This window comes from Flexilinea flocculi, from assembly GCF_001192795.1.
Classification (GTDB): Bacteria; Chloroflexota; Anaerolineae; order Anaerolineales; family Anaerolineaceae; genus Flexilinea; species Flexilinea flocculi.
Genome location: NZ_DF968181.1, coordinates 1,097,788 through 1,112,543, shown reverse-complemented (window position 1 = coordinate 1,112,543; position 14,756 = coordinate 1,097,788). Strand labels below are relative to the sequence as shown.

Annotated in this window: 19 protein-coding genes; 15 read left to right on the top strand and 4 right to left on the bottom strand. The window is 46.5% G+C overall.

Annotation, left to right across the window (positions count from 1 at the left end):
* Positions 1–59 precede the first annotated feature (59 nt).
* The 7 genes from ATC1_RS09710 to ATC1_RS09680 all read left to right on the top strand — a co-directional run bounded on the left by ATC1_RS09710 (position 60) and on the right by ATC1_RS09680 (position 4,466).
* The gene (locus tag ATC1_RS09710) at positions 60–1,052 is read left to right on the top strand and encodes a ParM/StbA family protein (protein ID WP_062281121.1); all 993 of its coding nucleotides are present in this window, start codon (positions 60–62) and stop codon (positions 1,050–1,052) included.
* Positions 1,010–1,294 carry a hypothetical protein gene (locus tag ATC1_RS09705; protein WP_062281118.1) on the top strand — a complete coding sequence of 95 codons (285 nt, stop codon included), beginning with the start codon at positions 1,010–1,012 and terminating at the stop codon, positions 1,292–1,294. Before ATC1_RS09710 ends, ATC1_RS09705 begins: the two co-directional genes overlap by 43 nt.
* Positions 1,295–1,314: 20 nt before the next feature.
* Complete coding sequence (locus tag ATC1_RS09700) at positions 1,315–1,782, top strand: hypothetical protein (protein ID WP_062281115.1); 468 nt, start codon at positions 1,315–1,317, stop codon at positions 1,780–1,782.
* Positions 1,783–1,981: 199 nt separating this feature from the next.
* Complete coding sequence (locus ATC1_RS09695) at positions 1,982–3,442, top strand: AAA family ATPase (protein WP_062281112.1); 1,461 nt, start codon at positions 1,982–1,984, stop codon at positions 3,440–3,442.
* 62 nt (positions 3,443–3,504) lie between these two features.
* The gene (locus ATC1_RS09690; RefSeq protein WP_062281109.1) at positions 3,505–3,846 is read left to right on the top strand and encodes a helix-turn-helix domain-containing protein; all 342 of its coding nucleotides are present in this window, start codon (positions 3,505–3,507) and stop codon (positions 3,844–3,846) included.
* Between the two features lie 57 nt (positions 3,847–3,903).
* A complete protein-coding gene (locus ATC1_RS09685; protein WP_062281106.1) occupies positions 3,904–4,260 on the top strand; it encodes a hypothetical protein in 357 nt (118 codons plus the stop codon).
* Entirely contained in the window at positions 4,257–4,466 is a 210-nt protein-coding gene (locus tag ATC1_RS09680) for an AbrB/MazE/SpoVT family DNA-binding domain-containing protein (RefSeq protein WP_062281103.1), read from the top strand. The genes ATC1_RS09685 and ATC1_RS09680 overlap by 4 nt, the downstream gene beginning before the upstream one ends.
* Before the next feature lie 71 nt (positions 4,467–4,537).
* Here the strand turns inward: ATC1_RS09680 and ATC1_RS09675 are convergent, their stop codons facing one another.
* A complete protein-coding gene (locus ATC1_RS09675; RefSeq protein ID WP_062281102.1) occupies positions 4,538–5,551 on the bottom strand; it encodes a tyrosine-type recombinase/integrase in 1,014 nt (337 codons plus the stop codon).
* Positions 5,552–6,070: 519 nt separating this feature from the next.
* On the opposite strand from ATC1_RS09675, the gene ATC1_RS09665 reads away from it, so the two are divergent.
* The 8 genes from ATC1_RS09665 to ATC1_RS09635 all read left to right on the top strand — a co-directional run bounded on the left by ATC1_RS09665 (position 6,071) and on the right by ATC1_RS09635 (position 12,913).
* Positions 6,071–6,661 (top strand): hypothetical protein, encoded by a 591-nt coding sequence (locus ATC1_RS09665; protein WP_062281095.1) that lies wholly within the window; start codon positions 6,071–6,073, stop codon positions 6,659–6,661.
* Positions 6,662–6,672: 11 nt separating this feature from the next.
* Positions 6,673–7,443 carry a ParA family protein gene (locus ATC1_RS09660; RefSeq protein ID WP_062281091.1) on the top strand — a complete coding sequence of 257 codons (771 nt, stop codon included), beginning with the start codon at positions 6,673–6,675 and terminating at the stop codon, positions 7,441–7,443.
* 8 nt (positions 7,444–7,451) lie between these two features.
* Positions 7,452–8,147, top strand: a complete 696-nt coding sequence (locus ATC1_RS09655) for a hypothetical protein (protein WP_062281087.1) — start codon at positions 7,452–7,454, stop codon at positions 8,145–8,147.
* Between the two features lie 5 nt (positions 8,148–8,152).
* Complete coding sequence (locus ATC1_RS14835; protein WP_154664742.1) at positions 8,153–8,296, top strand: hypothetical protein; 144 nt, start codon at positions 8,153–8,155, stop codon at positions 8,294–8,296.
* Between the two features lie 125 nt (positions 8,297–8,421).
* The gene (locus tag ATC1_RS09650) at positions 8,422–10,587 is read left to right on the top strand and encodes a DnaA N-terminal domain-containing protein (protein ID WP_062281083.1); all 2,166 of its coding nucleotides are present in this window, start codon (positions 8,422–8,424) and stop codon (positions 10,585–10,587) included.
* Positions 10,588–10,651: 64 nt separating this feature from the next.
* Positions 10,652–11,092, top strand: a complete 441-nt coding sequence (locus ATC1_RS09645) for a single-stranded DNA-binding protein (protein WP_062281080.1) — start codon at positions 10,652–10,654, stop codon at positions 11,090–11,092.
* On the top strand, positions 11,079–11,621 hold the full coding sequence (locus ATC1_RS09640; protein ID WP_062281076.1) for a hypothetical protein: 543 nt from the start codon (positions 11,079–11,081) through the stop codon (positions 11,619–11,621). The genes ATC1_RS09645 and ATC1_RS09640 overlap by 14 nt, the downstream gene beginning before the upstream one ends.
* Positions 11,603–12,913 carry a hypothetical protein gene (locus ATC1_RS09635; protein WP_062281073.1) on the top strand — a complete coding sequence of 437 codons (1,311 nt, stop codon included), beginning with the start codon at positions 11,603–11,605 and terminating at the stop codon, positions 12,911–12,913. The genes ATC1_RS09640 and ATC1_RS09635 overlap by 19 nt, the downstream gene beginning before the upstream one ends.
* A gap of 73 nt (positions 12,914–12,986) precedes the next feature.
* Here the strand turns inward: ATC1_RS09635 and ATC1_RS09630 are convergent, their stop codons facing one another.
* The 3 genes from ATC1_RS09630 to ATC1_RS09620 form a co-directional block, all read right to left on the bottom strand.
* Complete coding sequence (locus ATC1_RS09630; protein ID WP_062281070.1) at positions 12,987–13,841, bottom strand: Abi family protein; 855 nt, start codon at positions 13,839–13,841, stop codon at positions 12,987–12,989.
* Positions 13,842–14,129: 288 nt separating this feature from the next.
* The gene (locus ATC1_RS09625) at positions 14,130–14,459 is read right to left on the bottom strand and encodes a hypothetical protein (protein ID WP_062281067.1); all 330 of its coding nucleotides are present in this window, start codon (positions 14,457–14,459) and stop codon (positions 14,130–14,132) included.
* Positions 14,434–14,688 carry a ribbon-helix-helix domain-containing protein gene (locus ATC1_RS09620; protein WP_062281065.1) on the bottom strand — a complete coding sequence of 85 codons (255 nt, stop codon included), beginning with the start codon at positions 14,686–14,688 and terminating at the stop codon, positions 14,434–14,436. The genes ATC1_RS09625 and ATC1_RS09620 overlap by 26 nt, the downstream gene beginning before the upstream one ends.
* Positions 14,689–14,756 lie beyond the last annotated feature (68 nt).

Here is a 14,756-nt window from a genome sequence, read left to right as displayed (position 1 = left end):
ATTTTTTTACCTCAATTTACTCCAAGTTAAATTGCATCTTGTAGAATGAAGGAGATTGCATGACAGAAACAATCAATTTTGGACTTGATCTGGGAATGGGAGCGCTCAAGCTGCACGGGAATCAGCAGAGCATTCAATTGATCTCTCAGGTCGCGGTCAATAATGGCCCGCTGGTAGGGCGCATGCTGGGGTTGGGCAGTTCCCGCCTACCACTGCGGATCGCTTTGCCGTCGGGAAGCACATTCTTTGTCGATAGTGGCGCACACGACAGCGGACGGCCAGTAGAAAACCTGAGTATGGACCGTTTTGCCGGTTCACCGGAAATGCTGGCGCTTTTCTATGGGGCATTTACCCGCTTGATCCAGCGCTCCGATGTCATTTCGCAGCCTGTCAGCATCACCTGTGGTTTGCCATTGGATACCCTCTCCGGGGAGGAAGCGCGAACCACGGTGGAGAGCATTCAGCGTTGGATGAAAGCAGAGCATACCTGGAAAGCCAATGATCAGGAACATCACCTGAATGTGACCGAGGTTCGGGTTACTTCTCAGCCGGCTGGCGCTCTGTTTGATTATGTGCTGGATGATGAAGGCAACATCGTTCCTGAACGGCGCAGCGCATACACACAGGAGGTCGGGGTTGTATCCATCGGCATGAATACCACCGAACTGCTCGTGGTGCGCGAAAAAGTCCCGGTTCAGCGCTTCACAGGTGGTTCGACCACTGGAGTGCGCCGTCTGCTGGAGCTGGTCAATGGCCAGCAGCTCTACTCCTTGGGCGAACTGGATACCCTACTGCGTGCCAATAAGCTCGATATTTCACAGGCGCTACCCATCTGGGAGCGTGAGGTCACTGGAGAGGTTGAGAAGCGGTGGGGCAAAGCCTGGCGGCGTTTCACAGCCGTCATCCTGGTGGGTGGTGGGGCGATCCTACTCAAGAACTCATTGCCTTATTTCTTCAACGGTAAAGGCATATTGGCGGATGATCCGGTTCAATCGATTGCGAGGGGTTTATGGAAACTATCTTTATTTCAGAACCACAATCGAAAAAACTAAACGTGGGTTCAAAACGCGGTCGCCCAAAACTGGATTGCCAGGTTCATCAGATTCGTTTTACGCTGAGTCTGCGAGAAGGGGAGGATGATGATCTGCTCTATTTCTTTTCCGATATTCCCGAACGGAGGCGAGCTGCAGCCTTGAAAGCCGCTTTACGAGCGGGGGGTGTTTCACTTAAAGCCGGATCCGTCTCAATCACGGATGATCTTGATCTGACCATTCAGGGTTTGGTTTTTGGCTAATCAATCTTCTGGAGGAAGGTATGTTTTTGTTGAAGGGATTGCATGTGTTCTTTAGGATTTTCAAAAACGCCTTGTTATTGATAGTGATTGCAACCATTCTGTTTATCACTTACAGGGGTAATCAGCCGATGAGCGTTTCTCAGGCACCACAGGGTATGACCTATTTCGAATTCATGGCAGATCGGATCAATGCTGCAAAAACGGTCAAACCATCTCAATGTGGATGGGGAATGATGCTGTCCCTGGCTGCACTTGGGCCAATCTATTCAGTCGTGTACACAACGGTTGCGGTCAATCCAGATAGTGCATTGGCCAAGGGAACCGCTCCGGACCCGGATATTGCGCGGGAAGTTGCCGGTGCAGCCTGGTATGAAATCCCGGATATCTGGTGGAAAACTGTCGAGCGATTATCCTGGACGATGCTGGGTAAACCTGCCGCGTATGGTTGTCAGTTCCGACCTGTCCAAATCGCTGAACACACGAATTAACATGACCACCTTGGATCATGCCTGATTTATTTGTAGAATAAAAATGTAATCGTTTCGGGTCGCTGATCTCCTTGGACATCCATCAAATCGTAGGAGCGGCCGCATAACAAAGAACTTTGTTGTGCCGGTCGCTTTTCGTTTTCTCAGATGACTATTGTGTTGTTGTAAGGAGTAAATATCAAATCATTTGGAGCCTTTGATGCCAGATCCCATTCCGCCCAGAGATATTGATGCCGAACAGGCCTTGCTCGGTTCGATCATGATTGCACCCTATTTATTTGAAGATTTGGTCGCCATCGTCAAAGCGGAATATTTCTATCGCGACTCACACCGCTGGATTTGGGAAGCAATGAATCACCTGTTGGAATCTGAACATCAGATCGATCATGTCACCTTGTGTAATGCTTTGAATACCAGCGGAAAACTAAAGGAAATTGGCGGGCCGGCGTACATCACAGGGCTGCTCAATGCAACTCCGACTTCCATGCACGCCGAGTCTTACGCCAAGATCGTGCGCGAAAAAGCATATAAGCGAAAAGCGTTGGAGGTCGCTACAAGCCTTGCGCAAAATGCTATTCAAGATAAACCGCTTTCTGATGCTCTGCAGCAAATGGAGGAATTCTTTGTCAGCTCATCCGCCTTGTCGGGAGTCACGGAGCGAATGGTTATGACCGCAGAAAAATTGTGTTTGTCGGAGATGGGTGAATTGACCTGGATTCTCAAAGACTGGATTATGGCCGGTGGAATCAACTTGATCGCCGGTATGCCGGCAGCCGGAAAGAGTTTTCTAGCGCTGGACCTGGCGATTGGCATGGCTTCTTCGGGTCTGGCATGGGATAACCAACCGGTAACCCAGGGCAAAGTGCTGTATCACTTCCTGGATGGCAGCTACCGGGGTATGCGCTCGCGCGTTCTCAAACTGTGCCATGCGCGAGGAATTCAACCGCCAGCGAACCTGATTTTCGACTTTTCTCCTCTTAACCTGAAAGTCACTTCGGAAGTGCTGGCATTACGCCAGCGCATTCATCGATTGGATGCCTCTGTCGTCATTTTTGATGTCATGGCCAAGTTTATGCCTGGCGCTGATGAAAATTCAGTCGCAGAAATTTCCCCGATGATGAACACCCTGCGTGAAATTGCCAACCAGACCGGTACGACTTTCATTCTGATTCATCACCTCAATAAGGGTGGAAATCCCGATCTTTCCTATCGCGTCCGGGGTTCCTCCGATATTTTAGGGTCTGTCGATACCGCCATTGTGGTTGCGCACGAAAACCAGCATTCAGCACACTCGATGCGAACGATCATTCCACAAAAGGTGCGTGAATCCCTGCCACCTGCGCAGTTGCAGTTTCAAATTGAATCGACCGAAGGGAGCATCACGCTTCGATTTTCTGAAGCGAATGCTTCTGAACTGGAGCGCGTTCCTGGGCAGGCGGAATTGATCTTTGCGGATATTCTGGAATATCTGCAGAGTTTACCGGCGCAGGAATTCAGGAAGAACGAGCTCATCTCAGCACTCCAAATCAACAGCAGCGCCAGAACGATCGACCGGGCATTTTCAAAACTCAATAATGATCCGCGTATCAGAGTTACAAAACGAGGATCTTTCAACACCTATCAGTGGGAAGAGGATACGCCAGCCATGCCATTCCCTTAAGGGGTTGGCATGGCTGGCGTACGTTTGTTCGATGCAAAGTTTACAAATAACAAAGGAGAAGAATGTCAGAAAGCAAAAATAGCTCAAATTGCCGGATTTCCAGGAATGTCCTGATCAAAGCACCTGGTTTGCTGCCCATGCTATACACACCGCGGGAAATCGCTGAAGACCTGGATGTTCCTGAAACTACCTTGCGAGATTGGCTCAATCATGGCGCGCCACACAGCCGGGACGAATCCAATCATATCTGGATCGACGGCAAGCAATTTGCCGCCTGGGTTGAAAGTCAACGGAACGCTAAAAAGAAACCAACTCATCCGCTTCAAGCGGGGGAGGGCTTTTGTATGCGCTGCAAATCGTTAAAATCCAAAATTCGGAAATTCACCCTGTCAAAGGCCATCTGAACCATCTGAAAGGCAAATGTCCCATCTGCGGCGGGATTGTTAATCGCGGGATTTGGAATGCTGGATCGGCAGAACTACCTCAAGGTTAAGTTGTTCCTGAAATTTTCACGAGATGTTCATGGGCGTTCTTCGCTTCAGATCTCTAACAATTTCGAGCATCTTAAAGCGCTGCTTCTCTGGGCTGGTTCACAACCGCTCGGTTCAGCGCACGCTTTCAACACCAGTCTTTCTGATTTCCTTTTTCAGATCGTGGAAAAAGGATTGGATCAGGCAGAATTACAGAGCATCTTGAATACCAACCAGCGTTTCCTCTTGTGTATGAAAGCTATTTTCCCGGTTGAGTTTCAGAATATCCAGCTGAATTGGATTATGAAAATTACAGCAATCTCGGAAGGAAAGGAGGTGATTATTTGAAGAAACGACCGATTATCATTACCACGACCAATGCCATCACGATCCCTAAAAAGGTTCGTAACCTGTTGAATTTACAACCTGGTGACTGCCTGGATTATGAAGTCATGGCAAATGGTTCAATCATTTTGGTGCGCAAGGAATGTTGCGATTCGTGGTCGCTCCGGCCAACGTACAAACTTCCCTGCCATGCCCAAAAACGGAAATAACCTGATAGGCTGGAGGAAAGGTTTACTGAATCCCTTCCTCCAGCTCTGGAGCAAAGAGAAAATGATCGTTTTTAGAACCTCAAGTTATCTACTGGGCTGGCCTTCCGATGTACTCGTTCAATGTCCATCTCAGCGATTTGAGCATAATGGCGAACCATATCCAACGAGCTATGGCCTAACAAGGCTTGCAGGGTAAAAACATCCCCACCCGAACGGAGGTAAGTGATTGCGAAAGTATGCCGGAATTTATGTGGATGAGCCCCTTTGACACCCGCTTTATCAGCCAGGCGCACGATCAAATGTCGCAGGCTGTTGGCGTTAAACGGATGATTGCCACGGTTGATAAATACTGGCGATTCTGGGTCATCGCGATCTTCGCGGTCAGCCAAGTATCGCCATACAGCTCGGCGGGTGCTCTTTCCAATGAACACCGTGCGCCCTTTGCCGCCTTTTGCCCCACCTTCATCCCCGTGCTTGATGACAACTTTGCCGGTGCGCAAATCCAGTTCGCCGATTTTCAAACTGCAAAGCTCGGAAGCCCGCAAACCGGTATCCAACATGAACATGATCATGGCTTCATCTCGTTTGGCGGATGGTCGCCGGGTGACAAAATTATGGCGATTGATTGGATTGTACTCACGGGAGTAGGTACAGGCTTTGAGCAGCGCAGCAAGATCTTCCTGAGTAAAGGCAGCTACCGGTGCTTCTTTATAACGTGGTCCCGGGATGCCTTCCATGGGATTCTTGATTTTAAACTCTGCGACCGCCCAACCGAAGAATGCTTTGAAAGTGATCCAGTGGTTACGCAGTGTCTTGGGGGAGAGTTTGCGCGTTGGCGCTTCATGCGCAGGATTCGGTTTGGCGAAAGTGTGGGGAACATACTCGGTGCGCAGATAGGTCATGTAATCGAGCACATCGGCAGAGGTGATCTTACCGACCGGTTGATCGCCTATCTTTTCCATCCACTTACGTAGCACCCACTCATACGAATCGACCGTCCGTTGGCTTAAGCCTTCAGCGGTTTTGTATTTGACGAACCCGTCAATACAAAGAGAAAATAACAGGCCTGAGGGATTACGGTTCATCGAAAAATCCTCCTAAAAGTGATTTTTCGTAACCATCGACCCTCAGGCCTATCAAAAAACCAGAGCCCGACGGACTCTGGTTTGACTTTAGTAGCGGGGACACGATTCGAACGTATGACCTCCGGGTTATGAGTCAAAATCCTGAATCCGTGCCATTTGTGCGGCGGGCTCTGCAAATCAGCCGACCTGACGAACTCTGGTCCAGGCTTGCCGGGCACGCTGCGGTAGCTAATCGATATTCGTATAGTATCTGTTTTACGTGGGTTCGTCAAGTACCTTTTCTTGCTTTTCTTCATTCCTCTTTCCAATTCAATTTATTCAAATCCATTTTCTCATGGGGGATGCGTCCTCCCTGATTCAATAATGGTGCATCGCACTATTAGTTGTTGATTCCCCAGTCATGGGTGTTCCACAATCTCATTAAGCCTGCATTAGGTAAGGGCTAATCCTATTCCCCTGCCCGTCTATTTGCGCACCTGTATGCCGGCTTAGTTTATAAGGTTCGGAGAGCCATTCAAGATGCCAGGTAAAGATTTAGATTTTTTTATTGCTCAAGATAAAAAGAACCCCGTTGAACTTCGAGGCTACGTTTGGAAAGTCATTATGGATCCAACCAGGGTCGATGATGACCCGGGGATGTTCTTTGGGAGGTTATTTCGAATGATCGATATCCGCCTCAACCGGGACGAGAAATCAACCTGGCCGGAAGGAATCGTGTTTGAACACATTACCTCAGGATGCCGCCTTACTTATAAAGATGGCTTGTTGATGGATCTGACAAATTCCAAAGTCATTCAGAAAAAGCCAAGAATCCGTGATCGCAGCCGGCGGACAGGCTGCAGAAACCAAGCTAAAGGTGAAAGTATGGCTCGAAAACCAAATCAAATTTCTTCAAACAGTCAGATGCGTAGGTTTGTGTTAATGCGAGTGGAAGACCTCACGGGTGTCTCAGGGACTGGTGAAGTTGCAGAAGGGACTGTATTTAGCAGTGGTTTGGCGGTCATTCACTGGCTCAGGGAACCTTATGCCATGGGTGTTTATCAGTCTCTCGAAGATGTCATTTCTGTCCACGGTCATGAAGGCCGGACACAGCTGCAATTTATCGATTAAGGAGAAATCAAATGACCACAAAAATCATCACCATTTCGAACCAAAAAGGCGGTGTAGGAAAGACTACCACCGCCGTAAATCTGGCACATGCTCTCACTCTGATAACTAAACAAGTGTTGTTGATTGACCTAGATCCACAAGGACAGTGCGCAACCAAGTTAGGTATGGATAGCCAAATGGGAACGTATTATTTCCTAACAACTCAACCAGGATCTCCAAGTGAAATAACATTTATTCGCCAATGGGTCCGTGATACAGGTCGTGATTTCTTACAGATGATTCCAGGCAACTCAATGACCTCCGCTGCGCAAATGATGTTGGGTGTCCAGGATCAACCGATCTCCTACATAAAAGGGCTGCTGAAAACATTCACTAAAGATCGGTTTGACTACATTATTTTTGATACGTCCCCATCTGTGGGTGGATTACAGGAGCGTGCAATCTGGGCGGCTGACCTGGTGATCGTTCCAACGGCAACAGAATTCGCATCATTAGATTCGTTAGCGAAGACAGTCACGACCATCCAAACCTTGAGGGACAAAAAGAATTGGCAAGGGGGATTGCTGGGAATATTACCTACCTTTTTTGATGGTACCAACGAGTCACGCGACTCACTTCAGGATCTGCAGGCAACATTCAGCGACAAGGTGCTTTCCCCCATTCATCGGGCGACTGTCTTGCGTGAATGTTGGTCTGAGGCAAAGACCATTTTTGAGTATGCGCCAGAAACGCGGGCTGCCGAGGAATATAAAGCTTTGGCAACTCTTGTATTGAAATATTAGAGGTCACGATGGCAAGGCGAGACGCATTTACAGGTCTACGTGACCCTAATCCAATAACCGAGGTTGAGGAGGATCAACAGCAAGAATCTACTATGATCCCACGCCAGCCCTTGGATTTAATTCCCACAGCAGATTTCAGGAAGAAAAGATCCCGTAAGTGGGAACAGGTTCATCGGCTTGAAACTGTAACGTACCGGGGAATACCTCAGCAGGTTGTGGATTTGATTATCAAAGATGCTCAGTCTCTTTCGGTTCCTAGAGATGAAGTTATAAGGGCGTTCCTTGAACATGGCGTAAGACTTTACCGCAATGGAGAGATCAAACTTTTAGCGTACCCCAATGCGCAGCGAATGACCCTGTACTCTGAAGGCAATGAAGGAGGCACCATCTTACCTGCTCAAAAACCGACAAACCATAAATGGTTAGCTGATGCATTCCCAGTTCCTGAAAAGAAAGCTGGTGGAGCCAAAAAGAAAAATTTCAGGAAAGGCCAAAAAGCCGTCCCCCAATGGGAAATAAGAGTGACATTCCGAATTCCAGCTTTATTAAAGGAAGAAGTTCGGTCGATCGCGCGGGAGCATACTTTACCGGTCGGAGAAGTTGTCTGTTTCTTCGTTGTAGAAGGTTCACAGGCATTTCACAATGGAAGCTTAATTCTGCAACCGTCCCCTAAGTCAATTGGAAAGACCTTATTTTTGGAGTGATACTAATGGCCTCTAACCTTTCCTGGAAAATCAACAATTTCATTTTCACTCCAAGAATCACGTCTGCGTCCATGCTGACGTGCCGCAGACGTGCTGTTGACATGCCGCAGACGTTGACGCAGACGGAGTTGCTGACGTTGAAACCATAGGAAGCCCGTAAAGGGGTCTTTTCTGGAAGAAATGGGATAACGACCGTTCTTCCAACAAAGGCTGGAAATGTGCCTTTATTTCGCTTTATTCGAGATTGATTTTTTTATCAATAGGGATTTCTTTTATGAATGCAGTCGTCGAATTTTCACCGCAGAAAGCCTGGCAATCGGCCATTGCTAACCTCGAAATGGATATGTCGCGGGCGGCTTTTAGTACATGGGTTAAGCCAACCCATCTGGTGGATTTTTCAGATGACAACTTTGTAATCGGCTGCATGAATTCATATGGCCGCGAGTGGTTAGAAAACCGATTAACGACCACCCTGCAGCGGTTTCTAATGGGGGTGATGAACAGAGAAGTTAAGGTTCGTTTCGTTGTTTGTGACCAGGAAATTGATGATGGGGATGATCTAACTCAGAAAGTTGATCCAGACCAGGAAGATTCTCAGGACAATCCCATTGAGTTGGATATTCACTACAGTTCCATCCGGAATTTCCTGATTGAGCCAAGCCGGGTAGTTCGCTTACCGGTATATTACCTGCGCTGGCTGCCATACGTCGGATCACAAATGATTTTCTTAATCATGGCATTATGGCAGGAATATTACCTGGCGAGCGGTGGAAAAGAGCGCAAAGGGAGTTGTAAAGTTTCCGTTCGCGCTGAGCGTATTTGCCAATGGACTGGAATCAGCCGGGCTCAGTTCTTTCGCTTACTGCAACCCGGTAGCAGTCTGGGATGGTTTGCGAGAAAAATTGACACCGATCATGAAGTTGATAAGCGCTCAGGGAGAGCCAAAAAGTCCTCAAACAAGTATGAATTATTCGAATCCCCGCTGACACCCGGGGATGCCGAAGACTTGAAGGCTTTTTTGCTTACTCATGGGATACAGGATTCTCCTCTGTCCGCGTTGCAATTGGCGATCAGCACAAATCCCAAAGAAATATTCCAATATCCTGTTCGACAACCTTCCGAAGACTTCAGCAAAATGATTCCACACTATCATACCGTTCAAGATGTCATTAGAGAACTGGTTGGGCACCGGCTCGACGGAGAACTTGGGACCCTGGCAGATCAGCTTGCTGACCGATTATCTGGTCACGGAGATTTCATCCTGGTTACGTGGTATTTCCTCAAAAACTGGTTACCGGTTCTCGGAGCAGATGCTGCCATGTTTGTCCTGGTTCTGCGCAATCTGTGCTACTTCAATGATGAGACGGGTGAGATCCGAGATGCAGTCTGGATTGAGGGTGGATATCAAGCTATCGCAAATCGTCTAGGGATCAATAACGCTCGCGTTGTGGCGAACTGGCTTCCAGCCTGGATTGAGAGAGGAAAACGTAAGGATGAATTAAGCGATCGTACCGTTGATGAATTTTCTCGCCGGCAACGTCTTCAGGATCTATTAGCTCTTTTTGTTGAGCGCATCGATCATCGAATCAATTCTGAGGGTAGCTATAGCTGGAAATTCAAGGTACAGAGGATTGATCCACTCACTCCACAACACCAAGCCATCCAACAGGCTGTTTCTTCCCTTCTTGTGAAATCAGAAGATCATCGTGTTCAAGATGAATTAGGTTCTTGGATTACTTTATTGGACAATGGTTGCGCGCAGCGTCCCCGAGCGGAGCAAGTGGGATCTGAGACTGTCAAAACAGAACCAAAGGTTGTTTTGAGACTATCAGATTTAACCAAGGATTGTTCTGAGACTCTCAAGGGTATCCTCAATGATTGTTTTGCGACGCTCGACCCGGAAGCCAAGGGTTGTTTTGAGACCCTTTTAAAGATTCTCAAAAGCTTTAAAGATTCCCCAAAAGAAAAAGATACCTCCTCTACCCAAGATACATCGATTTTGCTGAACGATCCAACCAGTCAATCGGTGGCGGTAGTGACTGATTCAAGTGGAAATTGGTCATTGGAAAAATTGTTGGCGCGCGCAGACAAGAAAAATCGGCAGGTTTTCCTCAATCAAGAAAAGAATGCTTTACCTTTTGTATCCTGGATCATTCATGGCGCTTCCCAACCCAATATCCAGAATCCGTACAGTCTGGCTATCGCCAAGCTAAAAGAGAATCCTAGAGTCGGTGCCGGCGGAGCGAGTGAACGCCTGGCTGCATTACAGCCACGAAATCTTGCCCGCCTGATTGAGCAGTCGTTCACTTTTTATTCCCCAACAGATCAAAATTGGCGAATGCTTTTTGCAGAGGTGAAAAGGGATCGTATCCGGCTTTTAGCGGATGCTTTGGGATTGGTTCTGGATATCGAGGAGGAAATGTGTTGGATGAGTAATTAGGATATGCGTGTTTTGGCAAGTTATCGAATTCAAACAAACATTCACAATAAGGAGACAACGAATTATGGCGCAAGGAAATCTCACATGGCAACGGGGTGACATCACCGGGGATATCTATTTTGATTATTTGCGTCCCCAGAATCAGGACCCTATCCCTTATGTTCGCCTGTACCTGATGATCGATGGCAGCCCGGAATCAAAACCGGTTAAGGGATTACGAGTGCTGGTTTATGGCACCCTGGCTGAATTGGTGTACGGACATGTTCAGAAAGGCAGCCGGATCGGTGTTGAAGGGCATATTCAACTGCGCTACCGGCCAAACACGACGACACCTGTATTTGAAGTCGTTGCCGAACGAGTTGAATTTATCCGCAATATTGATTATGAACGCGGAAAACAAGTGATCGCAGATTTAAAACAGCGTGGAAAACGAAATTCCGTAACCGATCTGGAAATCATCACACAGATCCTTGAAGTTGGAGAATTCGGTCATGACAGTGAATAGTCCTAATGAACCGGAAATCCAGATCTCTGAAGAAAAACTGCACAAACTTGGTTGGATACTATTCGGTCTTGCGGTGATCTTTACGATTATTGGTGCGTTCGTCTCCCCATTGGATGACCAGGGGAAACCGGTACTTCTCTTGCCAGAGGTAAAAGCAGTAGAAGATTACAGAAAATCTGCAATAGCATGGATTTCTGAGTTGAACACTTTGGATGGCGAGATCGCTTACATTATTGCTGCTGACCAACAAGGCGATCTCTTTTCACAGTCCAGATCCGCCCAACAAGCCCTCCAGCATGCTGTTGAACTTGCTCAACAGGTTGATCGGACCCGAGTACCCCCAATTGGTATGGGTATGCATGAGCAAATGCTCTTGACAACGCTGAGTTATCTTGAAGCTGCTCGCAGCGCTCTACAGTGGGTCAGCGCGCCAGAACAAGAAAATCAGGACCAGGCTATCCAATTACTGGAAGATTCTCGCCAGATGAAGTCGGAATTGGAGAAGAACAAGTGGTTGATCTCACGTTAGAAGAAATTCATCGGAACCAATCAATTCGGATCTCCAGAGAAATCATCGGGCAAAGCGAGGAGCACGAGCAAAAAATGCAAGCCAATGCTCAGAAATTATGGGAAAACGCCCACAAACATCTTGTCGCACTTTTAAGGCTTCTGGATCAGGATTACGACGAATCCTGCGAAAAAGCGACCCGACCATTGGAATCATTTAGCGATGATGACCTGGCATATCTGATTCATGTTCGGCTGCGAACTTTGCAAGGGCCAGCATCGAAGAAAATTGAGCCCGAGGCAATAAATGATTTAAAACAGCGATTGAAAGAACTCAATCAGAAATATTCTGATCTGGAACGTGAGCTCATTGCCACACAGGAATCAAAAAAAAACACACAGGCAGAGAAAGTAGCACTGGAAGCGCACTTAGCTGCCCTTCGGCAGATTCAGAAAGATGAGGTTGCCCAGGACATTCAATCCCCAAAATCGGGTACTGAAGAATCGAGGGACCTTACGCCTGTTCCAGATTGGGTAAAAATCTGGCAGTCATCCAAGAACTTTGAAAAAACATCGGCGGCAATTTTTATAATGGGTGAAATGGGGATTGCTTTACGACCATCCATCATAAAGCAGATGGCAAAACGCCTTTCCTTATCAACTGCAAACAAAAACCTGGATGAAGCCTTGAATTGGTTAATGTCACCGGAAGGAAATGAATTCCCAATCTTGGTTGAACAGATAAGTGGCGTTGTTGAGCAAGGATCAAGTTCTGGCGGAAATCAGCCTGCAGTGTTGCATTTGACTCAGGAAGGTCAAGTTGCATACCAGGTATTATCTGGCAAAATTTCCAAGGAGAATGAATTTGATACCCTAATAAGACACCATTCTTCACCGGAACATACCATTCTGAATATTCAGGCTGGGGAAATCCTGGTAGATGAAGGTTACAGAATTCAAGGACGGGCACAAGCTATTAATTTATCCAATGGTGAAACTTATATCCCAGATATTATTGCTGTGGATCCAAAAACCGGCGAGGTAATATTCGTCGAAGTAGAGCGGGATGTGAGTAAGGATCAAATATCCCGAAAAACGAAATGGATGAAGTTTTATGAAGCTTCAAATGGAAACCTGTATGTTTTTTGTGATAATCTGAACTGTCAGAGAGCTATTCAGGGAGAAATAAATCTTGCTCTAAGTGGGTTAAATTTCAACTCATTCCTGACGAATCTCCATGGATTACGAAATGGGAAGCGTGCAGGAAAGGATGGAAGTATCTGGTTTTCTCAACGGAGAGGAAATGAAAAATAGAACGGTGTGCACTCCGTTCTATCTGCATCGTTCCTCTAGAGTCTTAAGGGGGAAGAGTGTGCTGAATGGAAATTTAGACCAAATAGGAACGCCAATCATCCGGAAAACCGTAATCTCTCAAATGAAAGAATGAACCCGTTTTTTCCCTATCACCGATCTCCTGGATGAATTCATTCCAAGGGGCTTTTTCAGAAAGCCGGCGCATGACTAAGAAAGTTGCAAAAAGCCTATTGTTTTTTGAAGAGTCCCATCCAAACTCTGTAGACATTTTTGGACGCAAGGGATACTCACGGCGATAAAGATACCCATAATGGGCACAGATATTTCGGAGAACGCTCAACACGTGCAACCATTGGCCTAGAAAAAAATCATTTACTTGAAAACTATTTCTAGCTATAATCTTTTTATCCCTTTCTTGAAGATTACCGTAATATTTCGAAAGGGTATTGAACGATAAAAACTCAATCACTACCCATATTGGAAAGTAACCGCCATAATTTGTTTTGTGGTGTTTTATTACTGGGTCTTTAGAATTACGAGCTATTTCGTTTGTAAAATTATCCAAAATGACCTGGTAGATCGCCTCATCTTTGCAAATTGCTTTTTGATAAAATGCATCTGATCCATATGTAATTCCCAAGTAATGTGAAATCTGAGTTCGTGTTTTAATCTCTATTGGCTCCAAGATAGTTAATAATCTATTTCTAAGCCAACTATCATTATTATAAATAGCCATAACCTGAGAAAATCGCGTTCCATCACGAAAATGATCTGGTGAATTCATCAGCTTATGAAAGTATATGTTAAGGCGATAATAGTGATTGGATGAGAGGAAAGTTGAGGCAGTTGAATCGCTGTCGATTATCATCCCCCTCTTACGTAATAGATCAATTTGGTTTTGAATTGTTAAAGCCGGTTTAAGCGACATGACAGTTATCTACCTGGAAAAAAATGACCCACCTCGGTGCGCATGCAAAGCAGAGGCGTGGTGGGTACTGTTGACAATATTATACTTGAATCCCATACAATTACAAGACTGGGATAGGGACCCATTTTATCAGGATTAGGCATAATCCGAACACTAGTTTTTTGCATATTGTACCGGCCTAAACTTACATCCATACGTTGCCGGCTACCCAACCATCGTCCATGATAATTTTTCAACCGTATTCCACCAAATACCAGGCACTTCATACCACTTAGCATTTGCGACATCCTAAGGAATATCTGGATCTGGGGCTGTGCCTCGCGCAAGAGCTCCATCCGGGTGGATGCCAACTTCGGTATAAACAAATGAATAAATTGGACCCAGAGCAGCTAGAGATAACATCATGCCCCACCCGCACCGGGAAGGTTCTACCGTTTTTGCGGCATCTATCCGGTCAGCAACGAATGCAAAGTAAGTCATCCCCTTCGGAGCTTCAGGAACCTGCATAGGCTGGTTTCCTTTGTAGGCAACGAATAAAATACTGGAGCAAATCGCCAGGATGACTGCAGTTTTGACAACCCATCCAATCAACTTAAGAATCACTACGATGAATTTCATTTTCTCCTTCATTCTCTTTATCTGTCTGATACTGATCTTCTGGTCGGGCACCTTCTCGTAGGACCCGGTTATAACGAATCTCCTCGCGATACATTCGATCTAAAGCAACCTCAATCACATCGCTTTCACTCCGTCCCATAACGCTTGCCATCGCTCTTAATTGACTCACGCCTTCTGGGCTTATTCGAAAAGATCGTACTGGTTTACTCGCAGAATTTGTTTTCGGCATGCTCGTTTTCCTTATCGGTTAGGTTATTTATAATGTAATACTCTAGTATTTCTTTGTCAAGTTAATTT